General features: G+C 72.8%; 11 protein-coding genes. 4 read left to right on the plus strand and 7 right to left on the minus strand.

Annotation, left to right across the window (positions count from 1 at the left end):
* Positions 1 to 72: 72 nt before the first annotated feature.
* From J8403_RS07875 to J8403_RS07890, 4 genes are read right to left on the minus strand one after another with little or no spacing between them, the layout of a single operon-like run.
* Positions 73 to 1134: an NlpC/P60 family protein gene (locus tag J8403_RS07875; RefSeq protein WP_211122533.1), complete on the minus strand. Its 1062-nt coding sequence runs from the start codon at positions 1132 to 1134 to the stop codon at positions 73 to 75.
* A gap of 21 nt (positions 1135 to 1155) precedes the next feature.
* The gene (locus J8403_RS07880) at positions 1156 to 1638 is read right to left on the minus strand and encodes a poly-gamma-glutamate biosynthesis protein PgsC/CapC (RefSeq protein WP_014056460.1); all 483 of its coding nucleotides are present in this window, start codon (positions 1636 to 1638) and stop codon (positions 1156 to 1158) included.
* Positions 1635 to 3164 (minus strand): poly-gamma-glutamate synthase PgsB, encoded by a 1530-nt coding sequence (gene pgsB, locus J8403_RS07885; protein ID WP_211122534.1) that lies wholly within the window; start codon positions 3162 to 3164, stop codon positions 1635 to 1637. The genes J8403_RS07880 and pgsB overlap by 4 nt, the downstream gene beginning before the upstream one ends.
* A 10-nt stretch (positions 3165 to 3174) precedes the next feature.
* Positions 3175 to 5346 carry a HAMP domain-containing protein gene (locus tag J8403_RS07890; RefSeq protein ID WP_211122535.1) on the minus strand — a complete coding sequence of 724 codons (2172 nt, stop codon included), beginning with the start codon at positions 5344 to 5346 and terminating at the stop codon, positions 3175 to 3177.
* Between the two features lie 298 nt (positions 5347 to 5644).
* Between J8403_RS07890 and J8403_RS07895 the strand changes: the two genes are divergently transcribed.
* A complete protein-coding gene (locus tag J8403_RS07895; protein ID WP_211122536.1) occupies positions 5645 to 6607 on the plus strand; it encodes a hypothetical protein in 963 nt (320 codons plus the stop codon).
* Between the two features lie 1242 nt (positions 6608 to 7849).
* Here J8403_RS07895 and J8403_RS07900 read toward each other — a convergent pair.
* On the minus strand, positions 7850 to 10096 hold the full coding sequence (locus tag J8403_RS07900) for a molybdopterin-binding protein (protein WP_211122537.1): 2247 nt from the start codon (positions 10094 to 10096) through the stop codon (positions 7850 to 7852).
* 421 nt (positions 10097 to 10517) lie between these two features.
* Here J8403_RS07900 and J8403_RS07905 point away from each other — a divergent pair, with 421 nt between their 5' ends.
* From J8403_RS07905 to J8403_RS07915, 3 genes are read left to right on the plus strand one after another with little or no spacing between them, the layout of a single operon-like run.
* A complete protein-coding gene (locus J8403_RS07905) occupies positions 10518 to 11669 on the plus strand; it encodes a hypothetical protein (RefSeq protein ID WP_211122538.1) in 1152 nt (383 codons plus the stop codon).
* Complete coding sequence (locus tag J8403_RS07910; protein ID WP_211122539.1) at positions 11666 to 13249, plus strand: substrate-binding and vWA domain-containing protein; 1584 nt, start codon at positions 11666 to 11668, stop codon at positions 13247 to 13249. The genes J8403_RS07905 and J8403_RS07910 overlap by 4 nt, the downstream gene beginning before the upstream one ends.
* A complete protein-coding gene (locus tag J8403_RS07915; RefSeq protein ID WP_246585753.1) occupies positions 13239 to 14027 on the plus strand; it encodes a hypothetical protein in 789 nt (262 codons plus the stop codon). Before J8403_RS07910 ends, J8403_RS07915 begins: the two co-directional genes overlap by 11 nt.
* Before the next feature lie 65 nt (positions 14028 to 14092).
* On the opposite strand, the gene J8403_RS07920 is transcribed toward J8403_RS07915, so the two are convergent.
* Both J8403_RS07920 and J8403_RS07925 read right to left on the minus strand, forming a co-directional pair.
* Entirely contained in the window at positions 14093 to 15061 is a 969-nt protein-coding gene (locus J8403_RS07920; protein ID WP_211122540.1) for an AurF N-oxygenase family protein, read from the minus strand.
* The gene (locus tag J8403_RS07925) at positions 15058 to 23079 is read right to left on the minus strand and encodes a type I polyketide synthase (RefSeq protein ID WP_211122541.1); all 8022 of its coding nucleotides are present in this window, start codon (positions 23077 to 23079) and stop codon (positions 15058 to 15060) included. The genes J8403_RS07920 and J8403_RS07925 overlap by 4 nt, the downstream gene beginning before the upstream one ends.
* Between the last annotated feature and the right edge of the window lie 225 nt (positions 23080 to 23304).

Here is a 23304-nt window from a genome sequence, read left to right on the forward strand (position 1 = left end):
ACGAGGCGTTAAAGTCTGCCGCAACGCGGAAAAGCTTTGCCCGATTTTCGGGTGCTTTCTCCTTGCGGGTCCTCAGAGGCGCTTGGCGCTGCGGAAGAGCCCGGCGTAGAAGCCGTTGCCGTCGATACGGGAGACACCGCCGTTGTCGCCGATGGTGGGGCCGTTCTGCTCCTTGCGGCTGGAGACGAAGACCCGGTGGCCGTCGGTGTCCAGCCCCAGGTACAACGCGACATGGTCCATATGGTTGCCGGTGCGGTGATCCATCTTGAAGAACAGCAGGTCACCGGGTTGCAGTACATCGATGTTGGTCGGCCGGGTGTACCAGGGGTCGGGGCCCTGGATCTTGATGATGTCGACGCCGGTCTTGGAGCGGGCCATGCCGTCGGCGGTGCGCGGCAGACCGTCGCCGAGGACGTTGGTCGCCATCAGGGGGTAGCGGGCGCGGTAGCCCATCACCATGCGGATGAAACCGGAGCAGTCCAGTGCCCGGTAGCGGTCCTGGCGCGGGGCCAGCGTGGTGCCGTTGCGGAAGGTGTAGGAGATGCCCAGGTAGTCGTAGAAGTCGTTCTGCTCCAGACGGTCCACGCCGTCCGGCTTGAACGGCCCGAAGACCGCGTCGCCCGCGTACGGGATGCCCTGGGCGTCCTTCTTGACCGGCGCGCCCTGCACATACTGGAAGGCGATCGCGAAGAGATCCTCCTTCTTGCTGCCGTAGTTCTCCTTGAACCAGCTCTTGAACCACTGCTCCTTCTCGGCGCCCGCGGTCCACGGCTCCGGCATCAGCCGCACCCAGTCCTCGGTGATCACCTTGGACTTGGTGTTCGCGGGCTCGCTGAAGGTGCGGGAGGGGCCACGCAGGGTGGCGGTGCGGGCGCGGTCGGTGAAGGTGGCGAGGATCTGGCCGTTCTCACCGCGCAGGATGGTGCGCTCGGGGTTCTTCAGCCGCTCCCAGGTCTGCTTGCCGCTCTGCCGGCCGGTGCCGCCTTCCAGGGTGAGCTCGTCGATGACCGCCTGGGTGGCGGGCGTCTTGGCCTGCTCGTCCTTTCTGAGCTCCACGGTCAGATAGCCGCTGGCGCCGAGCAGCGCGAGCACGGTGACGGCGTGCAGGACGGGGCGTTTCTTCTTGGGTGGCATGGGATCGGCTCCGGTCGTGGGTCAGGCGGACGGCATGACGCCGAGGAGGATTCCGGCGGTGAGGACGACATAGGCCATCAGCGTCACCGACCCGGTGGACAGCAGGGTGGCTCCCCTGGGCTGGCGGACCAGCTGGTAGGCGATGAGTCCGGGGACGATGAAGCCGAGGGTCTGGTTCGCGTACATCAGCGGGAACTCCAGCGACAGGATGATCATCACGGTCGCCTGGAGCGTCACACCGAGCAGCACGACCGCGGCGAACAGCCGCTTGCCGTAGAGGATCACGAACTTCTGCATCAGCAGCGTGCCCACGTAGGTGAGCACGGTCACGCCGACCACCATCGCGGCCCGCTGCAGATCCTCGACGAGGGTCAGTGCCAGCCAGCCCGGGGTGATCATGCCGCCGGGCGAGAGGTTGGTGGTCAGATAGCACACCAGCGAGAAGAGCAGCCCGATCGCGATGCCGATGGCGGCGATCTCGGGGGTGAGGACGGCGGGGATCAACGGTGCTGCTCTCCTGGGTTCTGCCCCTGCTGGGAGTCGTCGGCGGGCAGGGCGGGCGGGACACGCGGCTCGAACAGGCCGCGAGGCTGCGGGGAGTCGGGGGTCGGGATCACCAGGGGCCAGTGCTCCCGGGAGTCCTGGCCGTGGGTCTGCCGCGGGTACGGCTCCTCGGAGCCGCGCTGATGCGGTACGTGCGCCTGGGGCGCGTACCGGTTCTCGTAGGCCTCCGGGTACCGCTGGTAGGGGTCCAGGCGGGGCGCGTAGAGCTGCATCGTGTCCACGTACTCGACAGGGCGCTCCTCGGCCTCCGGTGCCGACGGGGCCGCCGGGCCGTCCTCGGCGCTGTCGTCGGCCGGCAGCTCGGCGAGGTGCTCCAGGAGGAGCTCCCCCTGGCCGTGGATGTTGCCGATGGCCACCAGGGAGGAGTCGGGGCCGAGATGGCCGAGCAGCTCGGCCATGAACTCCTCGGGGTCCCGGCGGTCGCCGCCGAGGTCCACCGCCCGGCCCCGGTACTCGGCCGGGATGGCGTCGATGGCGGACTTGGCCGGATGCCCGATGACGAAGACCTGCTCGGGGTCGAGGTCGGGGATGATCTCGCCCATCTGGCCGTTGCGCTCGACGCGGTCGGGGCGGCAGTTGATGACGACGTTGAGCGGGCGGTGGATGGCGCCGAGGTCGAGCAGCTGGTTGATGTTCATCAGCGTCGACTCGGGGTCGTTGGCCGCGAAGACGTTGGCGAAGCGCAGCTTCTTGCCGTCCTCGGTGGCGTACCGCTCGACGGAGAGGACACCGGGGTCCGGCGGGGCGTCGTACATGCCCTGCAGCGCGGTCTCGCGGTCGACGCCCACCAGCTCGGCGACGGTGAGCGCGATGGCCACGTTCTCCTTGAAGGTGAACCAGCTGAAGCCGCGCAGCTCCTCGTCGCTGACCGTCTTGGGGTCGGCGTAGATCAACTGGCAGTTCCGGGCGTCCGCCTCCTCCTGGAGGATGTCGAAACGGTCCTGCTCGGCGGTGACGCAGATGCCGTTCTCGGGCATGGACCGGCACAGCGAGCGCGCCACGTCGTCCAGCGTCGGGCCCATTTCGGCCAGGTGGTCCTCGCGGACGTTGCACAGCACGCCGATCGTGGAGCGGATCAGCTTGGACTGGTTGATCTCCTGGAGCGCCGGCATGACCGCCATGCACTCGATGACGAGCGCCTCCGGGCTGTAGGCGGCGGCGCGGCGCACGATGCCGATCTGCTCGACCACGTTGGCGATGCCGAACTTGCGGTAGACCGGTTCCTCGGTGGCGTCCGGGTGGATGAAGCGGGCCGCCGTACCGGTGGTCTTGGCGACGGTGGTCAGACCGCCGCCGCGCAGGGCGCCCGCGCACAGCCGGGTGATGGAGGACTTGCCGCGGATGCCGTTGACCAGGACCCGGGTGGGGATCATGTCGAGGTTGGTCTGGTGCCGCCGCTGTTCGACGATGCCGGCGATCAGCAGGACGGCCTCGCACACCACGAGCACGGTGTAGAGGAAGAGCACGGTGAGAGCCTCAGTTCCTTCCGACTCCGGCGGGGGTCCGGCTGCCGCCGTCCCGTTTGCGGGGCTGCCCCTGGAGCTGCTGCCGGATCAGCTCCAGGCTGCGGACGACGGCGCCGACCTCGTCGTGGTGGCGCGGGAACAGCACGGTCTTGCGGTCGCCGGCGGCGAGCGCCTCGGCCTGTCCGGCCAGAGCGCGCAGGGGCCGTACGACGACGATGTGCAGCCAGCCCAGGCAGGCGGCCGCGGCGGTCAGCCCCAGCAGTCCGGCCAGTACGGTCCGGTTCTGCAGGCTGTACTCCGGGATCGCCAGACTGGACGCGGGCTGCCAGCTCGCCAGGGACCACTGGAGCGACTTGGCCGCGCCGCCCCCGCTGAACGGCGCGACGGCCGCGACCCGCACCGTGCCGCCGCGCTGGACGGTGGCATGCGCCCGCTTGGTGGCGAGCAGCGAGTTCAGGTACGAGGGCGCCTTCTCGAAGGCGAAGTAACCGGAGTCGCCGCCGATGACGCGGCCCTTGGCGTCCACGACGCGGACCTCGCCCATGCCCTGGCGGCCCAGCAGCGCGTTGACGAACTCGATGCGGAACTCGCCGACGACGGCGGCGCCGCCCCGGCCGGGCGCCTGTGCGGTGGCGGTGACGACGGGCTTCTTGCCGCCCTCGCCGGTCACCTCGAGGGCCTGCTTGGAGGGGGCCTTGCCGTCCGCGTGGTGCGGGGAGTGGCCGGCCCGCGCGAGGATCTCGCCGTCGGCGCCGAGGACGTACACCGACTCATAGCGGTCGTGGTCCTGCATGGTGCGCTCCAGCACCTGCTTCATGTCCTCGGGCGTGGTGCGGTCCCCGATCAGGGCGGCGACCGCGGACAGGTCCGCGTGGCCCTCGTTGAGCGCGCGGCGGACCCGGTCGCTGAGGGTGATGGTGCGGGAGTTCTGGTCGTGGACGATCTGGACCGGGACCTTGACGGCGGAGTCGGCGCGGTTGAGCAGCAGCATCAGCGGGACCGACCAGACGAGCAGCAGGACGGCGCAGACGGCGAGCAGGGCGCGGGCGCCCAGACCCTTGCGCACGGCCGGGCCCTCGACGTCCGCGGGCTCGCCCTGGAGTTGGCGGCGCAGCCGCTCCAGGGCGGCGCCTACCCGGGCGGCCTCCCCGGCCCTCGGCACGCTCACCGGGCGGGCCAGATCGCCGCGGGTGAGGCGGCGGCTCTCCAGGAACAGCCGGATCAGCGGGCGCTGCACGGTGCCCAGCAGCACGATCACCGCGAGCCCGCCGATGGCCAGCAGGGCGCCGGCGGCGGCCACCCCGAAGGCGGGGCGGGTGATCTGGGAGACCTTGGCCGAGACGTCGACCTCGGTGACCACGGTCAGGCCGAGGCTGCTGGCGGTGGTGGCGCCACCGGCCTGGGGGGCGGCGAGTGTGGCGTAGCCGCCGACGGTGCGGACCTCCTTGGCGGCGCCCCCGGTGAGGTGGCCGCTGACGCCGGTATAGCCGCCCGCGCCGGGCTCCTTGGCCTTGACGGGGTGCTGCCGGCCCTTGCGCGCGGCGGTCTTGGCGAACGAGGTGAGCTGCTTCCGCGCCCGCTCGCTGTCCAGGGCGCCGTGGCTGGAGAGCAGATGGCCGGTGGAGTCGACGACGCCGATGGCACGGCCGGGGCCGAGGTCGACACCGGGGAAGCTGAGGGTGCTGGAGGCGACGAGCAGCTGCTGCGGCTGGCCCTTCCAGGACAGCAGGGCGACGATGATCAGCCGGGTCTGGCCGTTCTCCAGGCGCACCATGCGCGGGTCCAGCCCGTCGCTGCGGGTGAGCTTGGTGAGATCGATCGCGGTCAGCGGGACGTTCTCGCCGCGGGCGGCGAGCATCTTGCCCGATTTGATCTCGATGACGGCGGTACCGCGCCACTTCTGGTAGACGTTGCCGACCTTGTCGAGGACGGTGTCGGCGGAGACCGGCCGGCCCTCGTTGAAGAGGGTCGCGGTACTGGTGAGGTCGGTGACCGACTCGTCCAGTGACGCCCGCAGCGCGATGGCGCCGTCTTCGGCGACGTACTGCTGTGAGGTCAGGACCGCCTTGGGGACCAGGGCGTTGTCCGGTTTGCCCAGGGTGAGGGCGGTGATTCCCGCGAGGGAGAGGAGCAGCACCGACAGCACCGCTATGGGCGGCCGAATACCCCCCACTAGCGACATGTCGGCCCTTCGGCGGACCTTGTGCCGCCGCTTCGAGCGCGAAGCGGCCACGGATGGGCTCCTCTCATGCAACTCACACCACACAGAGCGCACTCGAGTGCGATCCGGACCGTCAGACAGCCAGACGGATCAAAGGGTTGCACATCTTAGAGAAATAACGAGAAAACCAGTTTGGCCATGACCAAGGCTGGGCAAACGACGGTCTTCTCTTCTTTGCCAGTCGTTCACCTGCGCGCCACTCTTCGCCCGCTCCATCCCGATATGCCCCCGTAAAGGGGGTCGTTACGATGGGACGGTCATGGCGGAGATACGAACGAAGTCGATCACCGTGGCGGCCGTCACGGTCGCGTTCGGACTGCTTCTGGCGGCATTGAGCGCGCATACGATCGGCCGGTCGGGCGGGGACCCCGCCTCGGACGGTGCGGATGCCCCCGAGGTCCCGCTGGAGCGCAGGATCACCGACTTCACGGCCGGGTTCGGCCCCGACTCCGGCTACCGGGAGCCGCGCCGCGCCGAACGCCGGGCCGTCGCCGACGCGGTGGGCCTGATCCTCGACGGACACCCGGACCGCGCCCGCCCACCGCTCGCCGACGCCGGCTTCCGGCTCCGTACCCTCACCGACACCGGCACCGGCCGCCGCTACGCCGAACTGTCCGACCGCACCGAGGACGGACCCGCCCCGCGCGGCTGGGGCCGGGTCTACGTGGACCTCTCCGCGCCCGCCCGCTGGTCGGTCCAGGTGCCGCACCCGGTCTCCGACGCGGACACCGAACGGCTCGGCGCGCGCGTACTCCTGGACTCCCCCGGCGGCGTCCTGGTGCTCGCGGGCGCCCACCGCAGAGCCGGGGAGGACGATGCCGCGGACGCCGCCCACCGTACGGACTCCGTCTTCGACGCCGTCTGCGACGAACTCGCCCGGCGCGGTCTGCCCGGCGTCCAGGTCCACGGTTTCGCCGACGACTCGGCGCCGGGCCGGGACGCCGTCGCCTCCACCGGCACGGGCTCCGCGGGCCGCCCGGACGCCCGCCGCCTCGCGTCCGCGCTGACCGCACGGCACCTCACCGTCTGCCGCGCCTGGGTCCGCGACTGCCCCCTGGAGGGCCGCGACAACGTCCAGGGCCGCAGGGCCGCCGCCGACCATGTGCCGTTCCTGCACGTGGAGTTCGCACGGTCGGTGCGCGCGAGCGACACGGGGATCCGGCGTGCGGCGGCGGCCATCGACACGGTGACCTCGCGGTGGGCGAAGGGGGACGCGGACTGACCACCCGGTGGACCTTTCCCCACCCCGCCCCTTCCCACTACCAGGGGCTCCGCCCCTGGACCCCAAAGTCCGCCGCGCAGCCCGCCACGCGGCGAAGCCGCATGGCGGCGGCAGGGAGGGTCGGAGCCCGGCTCCGGGGTGGAGGGCAGAACCCCTGGGGCGGAGCCCTGGGGCGGGGTCAGGGGCCGGAGCCTCGGGCCAGGGTCAGGGGCGCAACCCCGATCCGGGGTCCGGGGCAGAACCCTGGGCCAGGGGCCGGGGCGGAACCCTGGGCCAGGGGCCGGGGCGGAGCCTCGGACCGGAGCCAGGGGCACAACCCCCAGCAGCCCCGGCTTCGGGGCCCAAGGCGCAGCCCCGATCCGGGGTCTGGGGCGGAGCCCTGGGCCGTGGCCCGGGACGCAGCCCCATCTCGGGGGCCAGGGCACAACCCCCCAAGCCGGAGCCCCTCGGAGCCCGGGGCACAACCCCAAGCCGGGCCCGGGGCACAGCCCCGATCCAGGACCCGGGACGCAGCCCTAGGCCGGAGCCCGGGGCACACCCCCGATCCAGGGTCCAGGGCGCAACCCCGATCCAGGACCCGGGACGCAGCCCTAGGCCGGAGCCCGGGGCACACCCCCGATCCAGGACCCGGGGCGCAGCCCCGATCTCAGGGCCGGGGCACAACCACCAAGCCGGAGCCCGGGGCACACCCCCGATCCGGGGTCCAGGGCGCAACCCCGATCCGGGACCCGGGGCGCAGCCCTAGGCCGGAGCCCGGGGCACACCCCCGATCCAGGACTCGGGACACAGCCCCGATCTCGGGGCCGGGGCACAACCACCAAGCCGGAGCCCGGGGCACAACCCCGATCCAGGACTCGGGACACAGCCCCGATCTCGGGGCCGGGGCACAACCACCAAGCCGGAGCCCGGGGCACAACCCCGATCCAGGGTCCAGGGCACAGCCCCGATCCGGGACCCGGGGCGCAGCCCTAGGCCGGAGCCCGGGGCACACCCCCGATCCAGGACTCGGGACACAGCCCCGATCTCGGGGCCGGGGCACAACCCCCAAGCCGGAGCCCGGGGCACAACCCCGATCCAGGGTCCAGGGCACAGCCCCGATCCGGGACCCGGGGCGCAGCCCTAGGCCGGAGCCCGGGGCACAGCCCCGATCCGGGACCCGGGGCGCAGCCCCGGTTTCGGGGGCTGGGGCGGAGCCCCAGTTTCGGGAAGGGGCGGGGAGGGGAACGGCGCGCCGCAGGCGGACTAGCCGCGGGCCCCGGCCACCGTGAACGCGCTCTTCACGGTCTGCGTCACCGCGTTGCCGTCCGCGTCGGTCCCGGTGACACGCAGAGACGCGTCCCGGCCCGCCGCCGAGTCCGGCGTGGTCCAGTCCGCGCGGAACCGGCCCTTGCCGAGCGCGGTGATGGACGCCGCGGTCCACCGCTCGCCGTCGTCGAAGGACACCTCGACCCGCGCCTTGGTGACCGCGGGCGGGGCCACCACGCCCGGCACATGCCCGAAGCCGACGACGAGATGGCCGGCACCGGCCGGGCTCGTACCGTCCAGCCCGGCATCCAGCCGGTAGTGCGGAACGACGACCGGAAGCGCCGAGCACTCGGCGGGCCCGTCGTACTCGCCCGCCTCCGACACACACGTCCAGTTGTCCGGCACGGTCTGGCCGCCCGAGTGTCCCGAGGCGAAGGTCCACTCGGTGTGGGTGGTCAGCGACTGGCGGAAGTCGCCGTTCGTCCTGGTCTGGTCGTACACCACCGTGTACGGGGCCTGCCCGGGCGGCACGGTCAGCACACCGCCGGGGACGCCGTCGCCCTCGTACAGGGTCGTGTCACCGGAGACCACCGCGAAGTGCGAGGAGGTGATGTCGGACGGGACCGCGAGGACGTGGTGTCCGGCGGAGTCCATGACCGTGGCCGCGCCCAGGGAGAAGGTGAGGGCGTCGCCCTTGCGGCACGCCGAGCAGTACCACGTCTCGTCCGCCGCGGCGCCCCGCGCGGGCTCGGTGAAGCCCGGCACCAGCGGTCCGCGCAGCCAGTCGACCGTGGTGGTCCGGCCGGGCACGAGGGGCTGCTCCTGGGACACGAAGCGCCGCTCCCCCGCCTTGAGCCAGTCCGCGTAGGAGGCACCGGCGGAGCCGCCGACGTACTCGGTCCGCCGCGCCGGGGTCTTGAACGGCTCGGACAGCGCCTCACCACTGGTCTCGTACGGCAGGTACATCAGGCGCGCGACCTCCTGGGCGCGGCCCGGCGTATCGCTGTGGTAGTTGGTGCGCACTGTGGCCAGTTGGCGCCCGGTGACCTTGTAGTGCTGGTTCCTCGCGATCGTGCCGGCGGGGTTGGCCAGCTTGAGGTCGTAGGAGTACGGCGTGGCCGCGTCCGCGGGCGCCTTGCGGTGGGTGTACACGTTGAAGCGCAGGTCGCCGGTGGTGACGGGGCGGCTGGAGGGCTGCACCTGGACGGGCGCGCCGCCGGAGACGCCGACGCCGCCGTTGACCGCCACCGCGCGCTTCGCGTCCTGGCGCAGGTAGTGGAGGATCAGCTGGTGTTCCTCCGCGGGCCTCGGGGTCGAGAAGGTGACCCGCTCGGTCGCCTTGCGCAGATCGAGCACGGCCTCGGTGCCGGTGCCGCCGTCGGGGACGGTGAACTCGGCGGTGGCCATGCGTACACCCGCCGGCTCACCGGCGCTGTCGAAGGCCGGGGCGGAGACCATGGCGGTGTAGTGGCCCGCGGGGACCTCGACCCGCGCCTCGCCGTCCACGGCATCGAGGAACGGCTCCTGGTAGAGGGCGGCGTCGTCGGCGTTGGCCAGCGCGAACGACGTGGTGCCCGGGAGGGGTTTGCCGTCCGAACCGAGCACGGTGACCTTCACCGAGTGGTCCGCCCGCACCGACGAGCGCGAAGTGTCCCGTACGCCGTCGGTGGCGACCGCCGGTGCGACGGAGGTGACGCCGCCGAACAGCGGGCCCTCGCCCACGGTTCCCTTCGCCGCCTCGGCGCCGATCTGCCGCGCCAGCGCCGCGCCGAAGGCGGGGCCAGAGGGCGGTGCCGTGGCGCCCGCGGTGGCCTCGACCCGCACCGGGGTGGTGGTCACCCGGGCCGCGGCGAGGGCGGAGACGTTGAACAGCGCGGGGTCCAGGGTGCGGCCCAGATACGGCAGCGCGGTCAGCGGAATGACGAAGACATCGTTGTCCAACCGCCGGGTGACATAGTCCGCTTCGGCACCCGGCCGCGGCGCCACGACGACGCTCCCGTCCACGCGGAGCGTGACCCGCTCGCCGGTGACCAGGGTGACGGTGCGGGCCGTCGTCCCGGGTGCGACCGGTACGGCGGACGCGGCCGTGGTGGTGCCTCGCACCGGGGCGGGGGCGGCCAGGGCCCCGGGCGCGGGGGCGGCCGCCAGCCCGAGGGCGGCCAGGACACAGCCGGACACGAGGGCGCGGGCGCCGCGCGCTCCGGCGCGGCGCACTGCGGTCTGTCCGATCCGTCGGTACCACATGAGGCGGATCCTTCCTTGACGGTGGATCAACGTGACGGGGAGCAACCCGAAAAAAATGACGGCAAGGCGAAGTGACGGGGGCTCAGTGGGCACTTTTACGCCCGCAGGTTCGCCACCGGAAGAGATCACTGCCAGGTACGAACCAAAGGTGGCCGAAAAGCGCCGCTTTGAGGCGTTAACCGAGCGCGCGAAGTGCGGTGCGAGGGCCGGGCGACCCCCGGTGCTGGAGCGGCCACAGTGAATTCGGCTCGCATCCCTGCGGAATTCACCGATCCGCCAAGGCAAAGGGAAATGATCTTTCCCCTTTCCCAGGCAGGAGGAGCCGGTGACCGCAGAAAGACCCCATGCGGAGGAGCCACGCTTAGCCATCCGCGGCCCCTCGCGACGCCTCCCCCTGCGGGGCCGCACCCTCCGTTCGCTCGTGACCGCGCTCGTCTTTCCCGTGGCCGGGCTGCTGGCGCTCACCGCGGGAGGGCATCTGCTGCTCCCCTTCGACGGGGTCACCACGCTCGAAGGCAAGATCGCCTCCAAGTCGGAGTTCTTCGAGGACGAGAAGGTCCAGCGCCTCCTGATGAAACACGGCATCAGGGTGCACATCACCCGCATGGGTTCCCGGGACATCGCCACCACCGGCTTCGACGGATACGACTTCGCCTTTCCGTCCGGCCAGCCCGCGGCCGACTTGATCAAGAACGACCGCAAGCGGAAGAACGCGTACGCGAAGGGGCACTCCGCCTTCGTCAGCCCCATCGTCCTCGCCACCTACCGCGAATACGCCGAAACCCTGCGGGACCACGGTCTCGCCACACCACGGCAGGGCGTCAGCGCGGACGGGAGCAGCACGCTCTACTACACCCTCAACATGAAGCGGTTCATCGAGCTGAGCGCGGAGGGGACGAGATGGGACGATCTCAATATCAAGAAATACCGGACGGAGAACAGCAACAGGATTCTGGCCCAGACGTCGAACGTCTGCGAGGCGAACCACGCCGGGACGTATCTGGGGCTGGTCGCCTTCGTCGAGAACGGCAACACCGTTCCGACGGACAACGCGGCGGCGGACCGCGTGGCCCGGAAGATCAAACCGACGCTCGTCTCCCAGGGGCTTCCCTCGGAGCAGATGTTCCAGACCTACGAGGTGCCCGAGGGAAAGGGCCTGGCCCCGATCGTGGTGGTCTATGAGCACCAGTACTTCGCCTACCAGATCCGGCAGCGGCAGCAGACCGGAAAGCCCGACTCGCAGCGGGTGCTGCTCTACCCCTCGACGCAGTTCCTGACCGAGCCCGAGTACATCGCGCTCACCCCCAAGGGCGACCGGCTCGGGGAACTGATCGAGAACGATGACCAGCTCCAGCGCCGCGCGATGGAACTGGGCTTCCGCGTCCTGGACTCCAGCGGCAAGGCGACCAGCACCGAGCTGTACCGGTTCCTGGAGGACCAGGGCATCGCGGCGCCCGCCTCGGCGGCCAATGACACCAAGGCGACGCTGCCGAGCCTGCCGCTGCTGGAACGGATGATCACCTCCGTCGGCGACTGCCCGCCGCCGACGAGCACCCCCGGGACGTCCTCATGAGGCGGCGTCCGCACCGCCACCTGGTTCTCGCGCTCTGTCTGGCCCTGCTCGCCACCGCCACCGCCACCGCCTGCGGCTCCGGTGACGACGAGTCCACCACCCTGCGGGTGCTGGCGAGTTCGGAGCTGAGGGACATGGAGCCACTGCTCGACGACCTCCGCCGGGACACGGGGGTGGACCTGGAGATGGAGTACGAGGCCGGCGTGGACGCCGGGAACGGGCTGACGCCCGGTGAGTACCACCACGACCTCGCCTGGCTCTCCTCCGACCGCTACTTCCAGCTCCGGCTCAAGGAGTCCAGGAGCACCGCCAAACCGCTCGCCACCACGACCATGCTCTCCCCCGTGGTCGTCGGCGTGAAGCCGGAGACGGCGAAGGCCCTGCGGTCCAGGGCCAAGGGCGGGCAGGTGTCCTGGGCGGACATCGCCGACGCCGCCGCCGCGGGCTCGGTGCGCTTCGGCATGGCCGACCCGAAACGCACCAACAGCGGCCTGTCCGCGCTCGTCGGCGTCGCGACCGCCGCGGCCGGGACCGGCAGCGCGCTGCGCGCCGAGGACATCTCGTGCGACCGGCTGCGCGGCTTCCGCACCGGCCAGAAGCTGACCGCGGACAGCAGCGCGGACCTGCGCGAGCAGTACATCGCCCACCAGGACCGGCTCGACGCCCTGATCACCTACGAATCGGAGCTGCTCTCGCTCAACGCGAGCGGCAAGCTCCACGAGAAGCTGGAGATCGTCTACCCGAAGGACGGCATGGTGCTGTCCGACTATCCGCTGCTCCTCCTCGACCCGCACAAGCGCGAGGCGTACGACAAGGTGGCGGACTGGCTCAGAAGCCCGTCGGCACAGAAGAAGATCATGGAACGCACGCTGCGCCGGCCGCTCGGCGCACAGGTGCGCAGGGACCCCCGGCTGCGGGCGGACATCGGCAACGCGCTGTACTTCCCCGACCAGCGGGCGGTGGTGGACCGACTCGTCGAGGACTACGGCGACCCCCGGTTGCCCACCGCCCACCACGTGATCTTCCTCCTCGACTTCTCCACCTCGATGCGGGGCGCGCGGGTGGCCTCGCTGCGCTCGACGTTCGCCGGACTCAGCGGTGCCGACACCTCCGCCACGGGGAAGTTCGTGCGGTTCTACCAGGGGGAGAAGATCACCGTCATGCGCTTCGGCGGCAGAGTGCTCGCCGAGCGGGATGTCACCGTCGACGGGCGGCGGGCCCTGGACTCCGTGAAGTCCTTCGTCGGGGCGGACGACTTCGACAACTCCACCGCCATCTGGTCCGCGCTCGACCACGCCTACCGGAAGGCATCCGGCATCGCCGAGAACCATCCCGGACAGCCCATTTCCATCGTCCTCATGACCGATGGCGAGAACACCTCCGGCATCGGTCTGAAGGAGTTCCAGCGCCGTTACGCGGCACAGCCGGAGGCGGTCCGCGACGTCCCCACCTTTCCGCTCCGGTTCGGCGAGGCGGACACCGCGGAGCTGACCCGGGCGGCGCGTACGACCGGCGGGCGCATGGTGGACGCGGGCGCCCGCTCCCTCCCCGACGCCTTCAAGGAGATCCGTGGCTGTTGACAACGGAATGTGGTGGAGCGTCTGGTGGCCCTGGATGCTCGTGTGGACGGCGACCGCCGTGAGCGTGATCGCCGTCGTGGTCTGGCTGGCGGTCCGCCTCCAGCGATATCGCAGACGCTTCCGGCCGAACCCCGAGAAGCCGACCGAAGGCATCTGCCTCTACCTCCATGACCGGGCCATCATGAACCTGTACGAGATGGGCCGTTACGAGAAGGCGCTGGAGCGGGAGGTCGAGCAGCGGATCACCCGCACCACGGACGGATCGCTGCGGGCCCGGTTCTTCGGCGCGGGCGTCAGCGGCGGCAGGAACGTCAGCCGCGAGGAAATCAGCATGTACATCGAGAGCGCCCGGCCCATCACGGCGATCGGCCTCATCGTGGACACCCTGGAGCGGACCGACGCCATCGTCCACGGCGATCTCAGGACCGGCACCATCACCTGGAACCACGCCCTGGCCCGGGCGCTGGACACGGTCGACCGCCCCGGTCCGGGGGCAGCCGACAGCGTCCGGCTGCGCGACATCGAGGACTTCGTCTCCATACGGGGCCGGTTCCGCAAGGCCCGGCAGACCCCCGAGCGCACCGTCTTCCTCGCCCCGTACGGCGACCCGGAGGATCCGGCCGAGGGGCCGCAGGTCCGTGTCCTGTGCGCCACGGACGGGCTGCGCAACGACGACAGCCACGAGGGCACGTTCCCGGCGCGCTGTCTGGGCAAGGTGCGCGACTGGAACCCGGGGACCGGTGAACTGACCATCGAGGCCATCGCGATCTTCAGCTGACGTGCCGTGCCCCGGGGAGGTGTTCAGCGCCCCCCGGGGAGTGTTCAGCGCCTCCCCGGGGGAGTTCAGCGCCCGCGGGGCGCCCCCGGGTGCGTTCGGCCGAGCAGCAGGCTCCGGCGCCACAGCGGGCGCTGGAGCGCGGTGATCATTCCGGCGTCGGTGAGGAAGGCGACCAGGCGCTCGCCCGCCCAGCGCATGGTCCGCCGGAAGTGCGGATTGGCGCGGGCCTCGCGGGCGGCGCGGCGCGGGTCGAGGCCCACGGCCCGGTAGATCGGGGCGTTGGTGTACGTGCTCATGGCCAGCATCGCGCACCAGGCGGTCAGCTGCCGGTGGAACTCCAGGACGGCCCCCGGCCTGCGGCGCGTGGCGTCCAGGAGTTCGGAGTGGGCGAAGCGGATATGCCGCGACTCCTCCACCACATGCAGGCGCGACACCTGCCGTACGAGGGGCTGCAGCCGCTCGTCGCCCATGGCCTCCCGCTGGAAGCGGTCGTAGACCTCCTCGATCAGCAGCGCGGCCGCGAACAGGCTCGCGCCGCGCAGCTGCGGGAGCACCGCCCGGCCCAGGTGCCGGACGAGGGCGGGCGGCCGGTAGGCCGGGCAGCCGAGGGTGCCGAGGGCCCGGCCGAACATGGCGACGTGGCGCGTCTCGTCGGCCACCTCGCTCAGCGCGTAGTGGGTGCGTGGCGACGCCGGATCGCGGGCGGTCAGCTGGCCGGTGAGCATCTGCATCAAGGTCAGCTCGAACCAGGTGGCCATGCTGATCATGTTGGCCCATTCGCTGCGGGAGAGCGCGAGGCGCCGCTCCTCGCTCAGCCGGTGCCAGGTGGGGGTGGCGTACAGCGACATCCGCTCCGGCTGGAGATACCAGTGACCGGGCTCGGGCGGGGCGTCCCAGTCGATGGCGAGGGCCGGGTCGTAGGTGTGCTTGGCCGCGGTGCGCAGCAGCCGTCCGGCCACCTCGGCCGGTGTCTGGCGTGGCGTGCCCGTGGGGGCGGGCGCGGACCGGCCCCTCCGCGGCTGTGGTTCGCTCACCGCGCACCGCCTGCCGTGACCGAGCGGTCCGGTCCGGCCTGGGCCGGGACGGGCAGCGGTCCTGCTGGGGCTTGGACTTCGGTGGCGGCGGGGGATTCCGTCGCGGGGCCGTGGATGCCCGGGCCGGGGATGCCCGGGCCGGGGATGCCCGGGCCGGGGATCCCAGGGCCCGGCGGGGCCCCGGGGGGAGCCGTGACCTGCAGTCCCAGCCGGAGCTGCACGATCCTGGCGAACTCGGCGATGGTGCCGTTGCTGCGCAGCAGTTCCATGGGCGGGATGTCGAGTTCGTAGCGCTGATTGAGCGAGACGAGCACCTGAGCGGCCATCAGGGAGTCCATGCCGTACGAGTCCAGGCGCCGGTGCGGGTCGAGTGCCTCGTGATCCATCTGCAGGACCTCCGCGAGCAGGCGGGTGAGCTGGTCCACGAGGTGGGCGAGGGCGGTCTCCTCATCCATGAGGGAGAGCCGGCGCAGGAGTTCCTCGCGAGTGGCCTCCCCGTCCCCCACCTGGGGCGGTACGAGGTCGCCGAGGCGCGGGGCGCGCAGCAGGGGCAGCAGAACGGCGGCGCGCGACCAGTCCGTCCGGGAGACGCCCACCACCGCGGGGGCGTCCGGCCGGTCGTCGCCGAGCAGCCGTCGGCCGTGGTCGAGGGCGGTGTGCGGGGCCAGGGGCTCGATGCCCAGGCCGAGGAGGGAGTCGAGCAGGTCGTTGCGGGCCGCGTAACCGATCTCGCCGATGGCGCCCCAGGCGAGGGTGAGCGCCGCCTCGCCGTGCCGGCGGCGCAGCCGGGCCAGGCCCTCCAGATAGAGGTTGCCCGCCGTATAGGCCGACTGCTTGAAGTTGCCCACCATGGCGGTCGTGGAGGAGTAGCACAGGAAGAAGTCCAGCGGACGCCCTCGGGTCAGGGTGTCCAGGACATGAGCTCCGGCGATCTTGGGCCGCAGGACGGCGCTCATCCGCTCGGCGGTCAGCTCGGCGAGGGGTGCGTCGTCCAGGGCCATGGCCGCGTGGACCACACCGCGCAGCGGACGGCCGTTCTCGTCGATGTCCTTCAGCACCCGGCGCATCGCCTCCACGTCGGCGACGTCCGCGGCGTACGCGGTGACCCGCACCCCGTCCGGGGCGAGCGCGTCGCGCACGGCGGCGGCCTCCGGACCGTGGGCGCCACTGCGGCTCACCAGGGCGAGGTGCCGGGCGCCGAGCCCGGCGAGCCATCGCGCGGTGGCCGCGCCGAAGCCGCTGGTGCCGCCCGTGACGAGATAGGAGGCGTTCGGGTCGAGTTGGGGTGTGCGGGGCGTGGCGGACGTCGCCCGTGCGGGTGGACAGGTGGACGAGTCGGCGGGTTCGACGGCGCAGGGCTCGTCCAGCGGGTCGAACGTGACGACGACCTTGCCGATATGGCGTGAGTGGCGCATCAGCACGAAGGCGTCCGCCACGCGGGCGGCGGGGAAGACGGTGTGCGGCAGCGGCTGGAACTCCGGGCCTTCCCCCGGCGCCTGGCCGTCCCCCAGGGTCCGCCCCACGCCCCCCAGGGTCCGGCCCACGTCCTCCAGAAGGTCACCCAGCAGCCGGGGGTCGCGCAGCACGGTGGTCAGATCCACGCCGTGGAAGGAGATATGGGAGCCGAAGGGGCGCAGCGGCAGGGTCCGGTCCTCGTAGAAGTCGCGCTTGCCGAGTTCGATGAAGCGGCCGCCGGGGCGGAGCACTTCCAGGCCCCGCGCCAGGGCCTGTCCGGAGAGGGAGTTGAGGACGATGTCCACTCCCCTGCCGTCGGTCACGTCCATGACCTGGACGGTGAAGTCCAGCGAGCGCGAGTCGAGGACGTGTTCCACACCGAGTGCGCGCAGCAGGTCGCGTTTGGGCTCGCTGCCCGCCGTGGCGATGACGGTGGCGCCGTGCGCCCGTGCGGAGTGGAGGGCGGCCAGGCCGACGCCACCGGCCGCGCCGTGCACGAGCACGGTCTCCCCCGCCCGCATCCGGGCGGTGTACAGCAGGCTGTAGTGGACGGTGCACAGGGCGACGGGCACGCTCGCGGCCTCCGCGAAGGTGACGCCCGCGGGGATCGGCCACAGGTTTCGGGCCGGGCTGACCACATGGGACGAGAGCGCCCCGGCCAGCAGCCCGACGACCCGGTCCCCGGGCGCGAAGCGGTCCACGCCGGGCCCGCAGGCGGTGACCACGCCCGCGCATTCGAGTCCGAGGTTCTCCTCGCGTGGACTGCCGGCCAGTGCCTCCGTGGGCAGCAGCCCGACCGTCTGCATGATGTCCCGGTAGTTCAGGGCGGCCGCGCGCACCTCGACGATCACCTCTCCGGGGCCCGCGACCGGCGGGGGGATCTCCTGCCAGGCGAGGCGGTAGGAGAGGCCGGGCCTGCGCACGCGGAGGGCGAACGGCGGCGGGGTCGCGCCGTCGGCGAGGGGGACGGCGGGCGGCAGGGCGCGCTCGCGCGGGACGAAGCGGTCGTGCGCGGTGAGCACGATCTCGTCCTCGTCGTCGGCGTCGGCGGTACCGGGGGCCTTGGTGTCGAGCAGTTCGCGGACCAGCCGGGTGGCGTCCGCGGCCGGGTCACCGCCCCGGCACAGGCTCAGGCGGCGCCCGCGCAGATCGGGTTCCTCGTTGGCCAGGCAGCGTGCCACGCCCCAGGCGGCGGCGTCGGTGGGGTGGGTGATCGGTCCGGGGGTGGCCTCGCCGCCGTGCGGCCGGGTGACGAGCCACAGCCGGACCCCGGCCGGCGAACCGAGGGACCGGTGCGCCTCCGCGACGGCCCGCAGCGTCTGACCGGCGTGGGTGGCGCGGGCGACGGCCTCCTCGGCGTCGTCGGGTTCGGCGCCGCCCAGGATCAGGACGACGGTCGTCTCGCCGGTGCCGGCCCCGCTCAGCGCCCGGCCCCACGCGGCGGCGTCGGTGTGGGCGTCGGTGAGGACGCTGTGCCCGGCGCCGTGTGCGGTCAGCGCCTCGGTGACGGCGAGGGGCAGCGGGTCGTCGGCCGTGTCGCCGCAGACGATGTACGCGGCGGACGGGGCGGGGGGCGGCGGTGCGGCGGCGGGGGCGGGGGTGCCACCGGCCGCGGCGAGGAAGACGGAGGCGTGGTCGCGTCCGGGCTGCTCGCTGTCGCCGGTGCGGGCACAGGAGGTGAAGCCGCACCGGCGCAGGAGCGCGGGCCACTGCTCGCGGGTCAGCAGCGGGGAGCCGGGCCGCAGGCCGGTGTCGGTGCGGTGGTGGAAGCTGTCGAGGGCGCCGAAGACGGGGAGCAGGAGCTCCGGCTCGTGGCATTCGAAGGCCAGCAGGTGTCCGCCGGGCGCGAGGAGCGAGGCCACGCGGCCGAGGGCGGGCTCCAGGTCCTTGGCCGTGTGCAGTGCGTTGGCGGCGATGACGAGGTCGAAGCCCTGTGGGTGGTAGCCCTGTTCGGCGAGGTCCCGGTCCAGGTCGAAGGTGCCGTACTCGACGAAGTCGTAGTCGCCGAAGCGGTTGCGGGCGCGGGCCGGATAGGCCGGTGAGACATCGGTGTAGCGGTAGCGGGTGCGGTCGGCGGGCAGCAGGGGCAGCAGCGCCGCGGCCATGCCGCCGGTGCCGGCGCCGATCTCCAGGACGCGCAGCGCGCGGTCGGCGGGCCAGTGGGCGAGCAGGGTGCGGAGCAGGGCCTGGGCGAGGCGGTTGTGGAAGCGGGAGGCCGGCGCGGTGTCGTAGTACTGCTCCAGGAGGTGCCCGGCCGATTCGGCGCTGAGCAGTGCCAGGGCGTTCGCGCGGCCGGTGAGGACGTCCGCCAGGTGCCGGGTCAGATGTGTCGCCAGGGCGATCCGGTGCACATCCCCGGGGGCCCGGACGAGGGCCTCGCGCACCGGCGGCGGGGTGTGGCGGGCGTCGGGGGTCAGGCACCGGCCACCGCCGGGGGTCTCGGTGAGCAGGCCGCGGCGCAGCAGGAGGGGTTCGAGCAGGGCGAACAGGGGGCGGTGGCGCTCCTCCATACCGGCCGCCACGAGGTCGTCGGCGGTGAACGGCGCCGCGGGGTCGGGCAGCAGCCGGGCCAGTGCGGCGGCGGCCGAGCGCGCGGTCAGCTCCTCGTCATGACGCGAGGTCAGGTCGTAGCGGGCCTCGCGCCACCGCTCCCGTACGGCGTCCAGGCGCGGGGCGGCGTCCCGGAGGATCGCCTCGGGCGGCGGCAGGGGTGAGGGCGCGGCCGGGAGATGGGGGCGGGGAGCGGCCCGCGGAACGGTGTGGTGGAGGGTGACGGGGGTGGTGCGGGCGATCGGGAACAGGCGCAGCCGGCACTCCTCCAGGCGTGCCGTGACGGTGCCGTCGGCGTCCGCGACCGTGATGTCCCAGCAGACCTCGCTGTCGGTGGCCTCGCGTTCGGTGACCCACATGATCCCGGTGGGCGACGGCGCCGACCACACCCGCACCGCGCCGATGGACGCGGGCAGATAGGCGCCCCGGTCCCGCAGCCGGTCGTGGAGGAGGGCGACACCGGTCTGGAGGGCTCCGTCGAGCAGCGCCGGATGCGCGGTGTACGGGGCGCCCGGGGCCTCGTGGCGGTAGGTGGCGACCGAGGTCCGCGCCCCCAGGCGCACCTCGTCCAGCGTCCGGAAGGCGGGCCCGTAGACGAGCCCCACCTCGGCGCAGGCGGCGTAGTGTGCCTCGCCGCTGATGCGTGTCGTGCACCGGGCGCGCAGCCGCTCCGGGTCCACCGGCCCGGGCCGGGGACTCAGCAGCGGGCGCACCCGGGCCCGTGCGTGTGCCCGTGGCTCCGGGCCGCGCTCGTCGGTGCTGGTGACGGTGGCGAGGGTGGTGTCGGGGTCGAGGCCGACCCGCAGCCGTACGGCGGAGGCGTCGGCCCAGGGCACCACGAGGCTGGCGCTGACGTCGAGGTGTGCCACCTCGACCGGCCGTCCGTGCACGGCGCGCCCCGCGGCGAGGAGCGCTTCGGCGTATCCGGTGGCCGGCATGACGACCGATCCGCCGAGCCGGTGGTCGGCGAGCCAGGGCACGAGGACGGGCTCGATCGCGCCTTCCCAGCTGGGGACGGCGGTGGGCATGCGCTCGCCGAGGAGAGGGTGGACGATGACGCCGTCACCGCTGGAGTTGGCCCAGGAGCGGGGGGTGCCGGACCAGTGGCGCTCGTACTGCCATGGGTAGGCGGGGAGCCGGGTGACCCGGCCCGGCACCGGGAAGTGCCGGGTGAGATCGGCCGAGGCCCCGGCCGCGAGCGCTCCGGCCGCCGCCGCGCCGAGGGCGGCGGGACCGTCCGCCCCGCGGCGCAGGGTCGGCAGGACGACGGTGCGGCCGGTGCGGGTGCCGGAGCCGGTCCCCCTGCCGGCCTTTCCGCTCCGGGACGTGAGGCGCCGGAGGTAGGCGCGCAGGACGGGATGGGGGCCGATCTCCAGGAGGATGCCGGCCCCGTCCGCGAGGGCGCGCCGCACCGCGTCCGCGAAGAGGACCGGGCGGCGTACGTTCTGCCACCAGTACGCCGCGTCGAGATCGGTGCCGCGGGCGCGGAAGCCGGTGACGGTCGAGTAGAACGGCACCCGGACCGGCGACGGCGTCACCTCGGCCAAGCGGGAGCGGAGTTCGTCCTCGGTGGGGTCCATGTGGCGGCTGTGGAAGGCGTAGTCGAGGCCCAGGTCGCGGAAGAAGACACCCTCGGCGGCGAGTTCCGCGCCGAGCAGGTCGAGGGCGGCGGCGTCACCGGCCACCGTGACGTCCTCGGCGCTGTTGACCCCGGCGATCTCCAGCTTCTCCCCGTACCCGGCGAGAGCCTTCGCGGCCCGGTCGGCGGACAGCCCGACGGCGGCCATCCGGCCACTACCGGCCGTGGTCCCCTGCACCCGGCCACGTTCGGCGATCACCCGCGCCGCGTCCGGCAGGGACAGCGCTCCGCAGATGTGGGCGGCGGCCACTTCCCCGACGCTGTGGCCGACGACCATGGCGGGCTCGATCCCCCGGGCACGCAGCACCGCGGTGATGCCCAACTGCACGACGAAGAGGAGGGGCTGGGCCACCTCCGTCGCCCCGAGGTCCGCCTCCCCGGCGGGCGCGGTGAGACGATCGGCCACCGACCAGCCCAGACGCGGCGCGAGCTCGGCGTCGGCCTCGCAGACGGCACGACGGAAGACGGCATCGGCGTCGAAGAGATCCGCCCCCATGCCCGCCCATTGCGAGCCGTTCCCACAGAACACGAAGGCGACACGCCCGCTATCGGCGGCGGGACTCACCGCGCCGGGGGCGGGGACGGCTGGCGCCCGGGTGGGGGCGGCGGTCGAGGGCTTGGCGGGCGCGGCGGGTGTGCCGGTGGGCGTGGCCGGTGTGTCGTCGGCTGCGGCCGACTGCCCGCCGGGCGCGGCCGATTCTCCGTCTGGCGGGGTCGGCTGCCCGGTGGGCGCGGTCGGCTCCCCAGTGGGCGCGGCCGACTCTCCGGCGGGCGCAACCGGCTCCCCACCAGCCCCGCCGGCACGCGGCAGCCCCGGCTCGGGGTCCGGCGCCGTCAAGGCGCGCAGCCCCCGCGCCGCTTCCCCAGGCGTGGTGGCCCAGACGACGGCGCGGTGTTCGTGGCGGCCGCGGCGGAGGCAGGAGGTGTGGGCCAGGTCGTAGAAATCGGCGGGGGGCGTTTCGTCCAGGTGTGCGGCGGTGGCCTCGGCCGCCTCCGACAGGGCCTTGGCGGTGCGGGCCGAGACGAGCAGGGGCACCGGTGAGCTGGGGGGTTGCGGGCGGTTCGGCGGGGGCGGGGGGTCGGCCACGATGGCGTGGGCGTTGGCGCCGCCGAAGCCGAAGGAGTTGACCCCGGCCACGGCGCGCCCGCCGGTCGCGGCGGGGGCGAGGGCCGTGGGCCGGGTGGTGAGCCGCAGTCCGAGGCCCTCGAAGTCGATGTCGGGGTGCGGCGGTTCGGCGTGGAGGGAGGCCGGTGCGGTGCGGTGTCGCAGCACCATGAGGGCCTTGAGCAGACCGGCCATGCCGGACGCGGGCTCCAGATGGCCGAGGTTGGTCTTCACCGAGCCGAGCGGGAGGGCACCGGAGATCCGGCGTACGCCGAGGGCCCGGCCGATGGCGAGGGCCTCCAGCGGGTCGCCGACCGGGGTGCCGGTGCCGTGCGCCTCGAAGTACACCAGCTCGTCGGGGTGCACCCGGGCGCGGTCGTAGACCTCGCGCAGCAGCCGCTCCTGCGCCTCGGGGCTGGGCAGTGCGAGCCCCATGGTCCTGCCGTCGCTGTTGCTGCCGGTGCCCAGGACGAGCCCGTGGATCCGGTCGCCGTCGGCCACCGCGTCCGCCAGCCGTTTCAGCAGCACCACGCCGCCGCCCTCGGCCCGGACGAAGCCGTCCGCGTGTGCCGAGAAGGAGGCGCACCGGCCCCGCTGGGAGAGCATCGACGCCTGGGAGAACCCCACGTAGTGGAACGGGCTGAGCAGCACATTGACCCCGCCGCAGACGGCGGCCCGGCCACCGCCCTCCCACAGCGTGCGGCAGGCGCGGTCGAGGGCCACCAGGGAGGAGGAGCAGGCGGTGTCGATCGCCATGCTGGGCCCGCGCAGATCGAAGGCGTGTGAGAGCCGGTTGGCGGCGATCGACGAGGCGGCGCCCGACATCGTGTAGGCGCCCACCGTGCGCAGCGCGGACATCTGGAGCGCACCGTAGGAGGCGTCCGAGATGCCGACGAACACCGCGGTGTCCGAACCGGCCAGCGTGGCGGGGTCCACGGCGGCGTCGTCCAGCGCCTCGGCGGTCATCTCCAGCAGCAGCCGGTGCTGAGGGTCCATGTGGGCCGCTTCCTTGGGGGAGATCCCGAAGTAGGCGGCGTCGAATCCGGCCACGTCCTCGAGGAAACCCCCGGCCGCGGTGTACGACTTGCCCCGGCGCGGCACGGCGGGGTCGGTGAACAGGCGGGCGTCGAACCGGTCCGCGGGCACCTCCGCCACCAGGTCCCTGCCCTGCTCCAGGGCCTCCCAGAGCCCGTCAAGGTCCCGGATGCCGCCGGGAAGCCGGCAGGCCGCCCCCACCACCGCGATCGGTTCGGCCTCGTCCTGACGCATACCGGGGCCTTTCTCCAGTCACTTCGCGACACCGGCGGGAAGCCCGCGTCACGCTCTCGGCAGCGACGCACACTAGGCCAGACGGACGACCGCCGAGGCCCTCTGTACACCCGTTGGAGGGAACGGCGGCGAAGTGCACTCGGTGAGGTGAACGGAGCCGACCCGGACCGCTTAGCCCATTCGGGTGATGTACGTCGACAGGCCCCTGCAGAGCGCGCGTACAGA

It is taken from the genome of Streptomyces yatensis (assembly GCF_018069625.1).
Lineage (GTDB): Bacteria > Actinomycetota > Actinomycetes > Streptomycetales > Streptomycetaceae > Streptomyces > Streptomyces yatensis.

Excerpts from the sequence above, each read along its gene's own strand:
- J8403_RS07900 (WP_211122537.1), bottom strand. The coding sequence starts at position 10,096 with ATGTGGTACCGACGGATCGGACAGACCGCAGTGCGCCGCGCCGGAGCG.
- J8403_RS07895 (WP_211122536.1), top strand. The coding sequence starts at position 5,645 with ATGGCGGAGATACGAACGAAGTCGATCACCGTGGCGGCCGTCACGGTC.
- J8403_RS07925 (WP_211122541.1), bottom strand. The coding sequence starts at position 23,079 with ATGCGTCAGGACGAGGCCGAACCGATCGCGGTGGTGGGGGCGGCCTGC.
- J8403_RS07875 (WP_211122533.1), bottom strand. The coding sequence starts at position 1,134 with ATGCCACCCAAGAAGAAACGCCCCGTCCTGCACGCCGTCACCGTGCTC.
- J8403_RS07890 (WP_211122535.1), bottom strand. The coding sequence starts at position 5,346 with ATGTCGCTAGTGGGGGGTATTCGGCCGCCCATAGCGGTGCTGTCGGTG.
- J8403_RS07910 (WP_211122539.1), top strand. The coding sequence starts at position 11,666 with ATGAGGCGGCGTCCGCACCGCCACCTGGTTCTCGCGCTCTGTCTGGCC.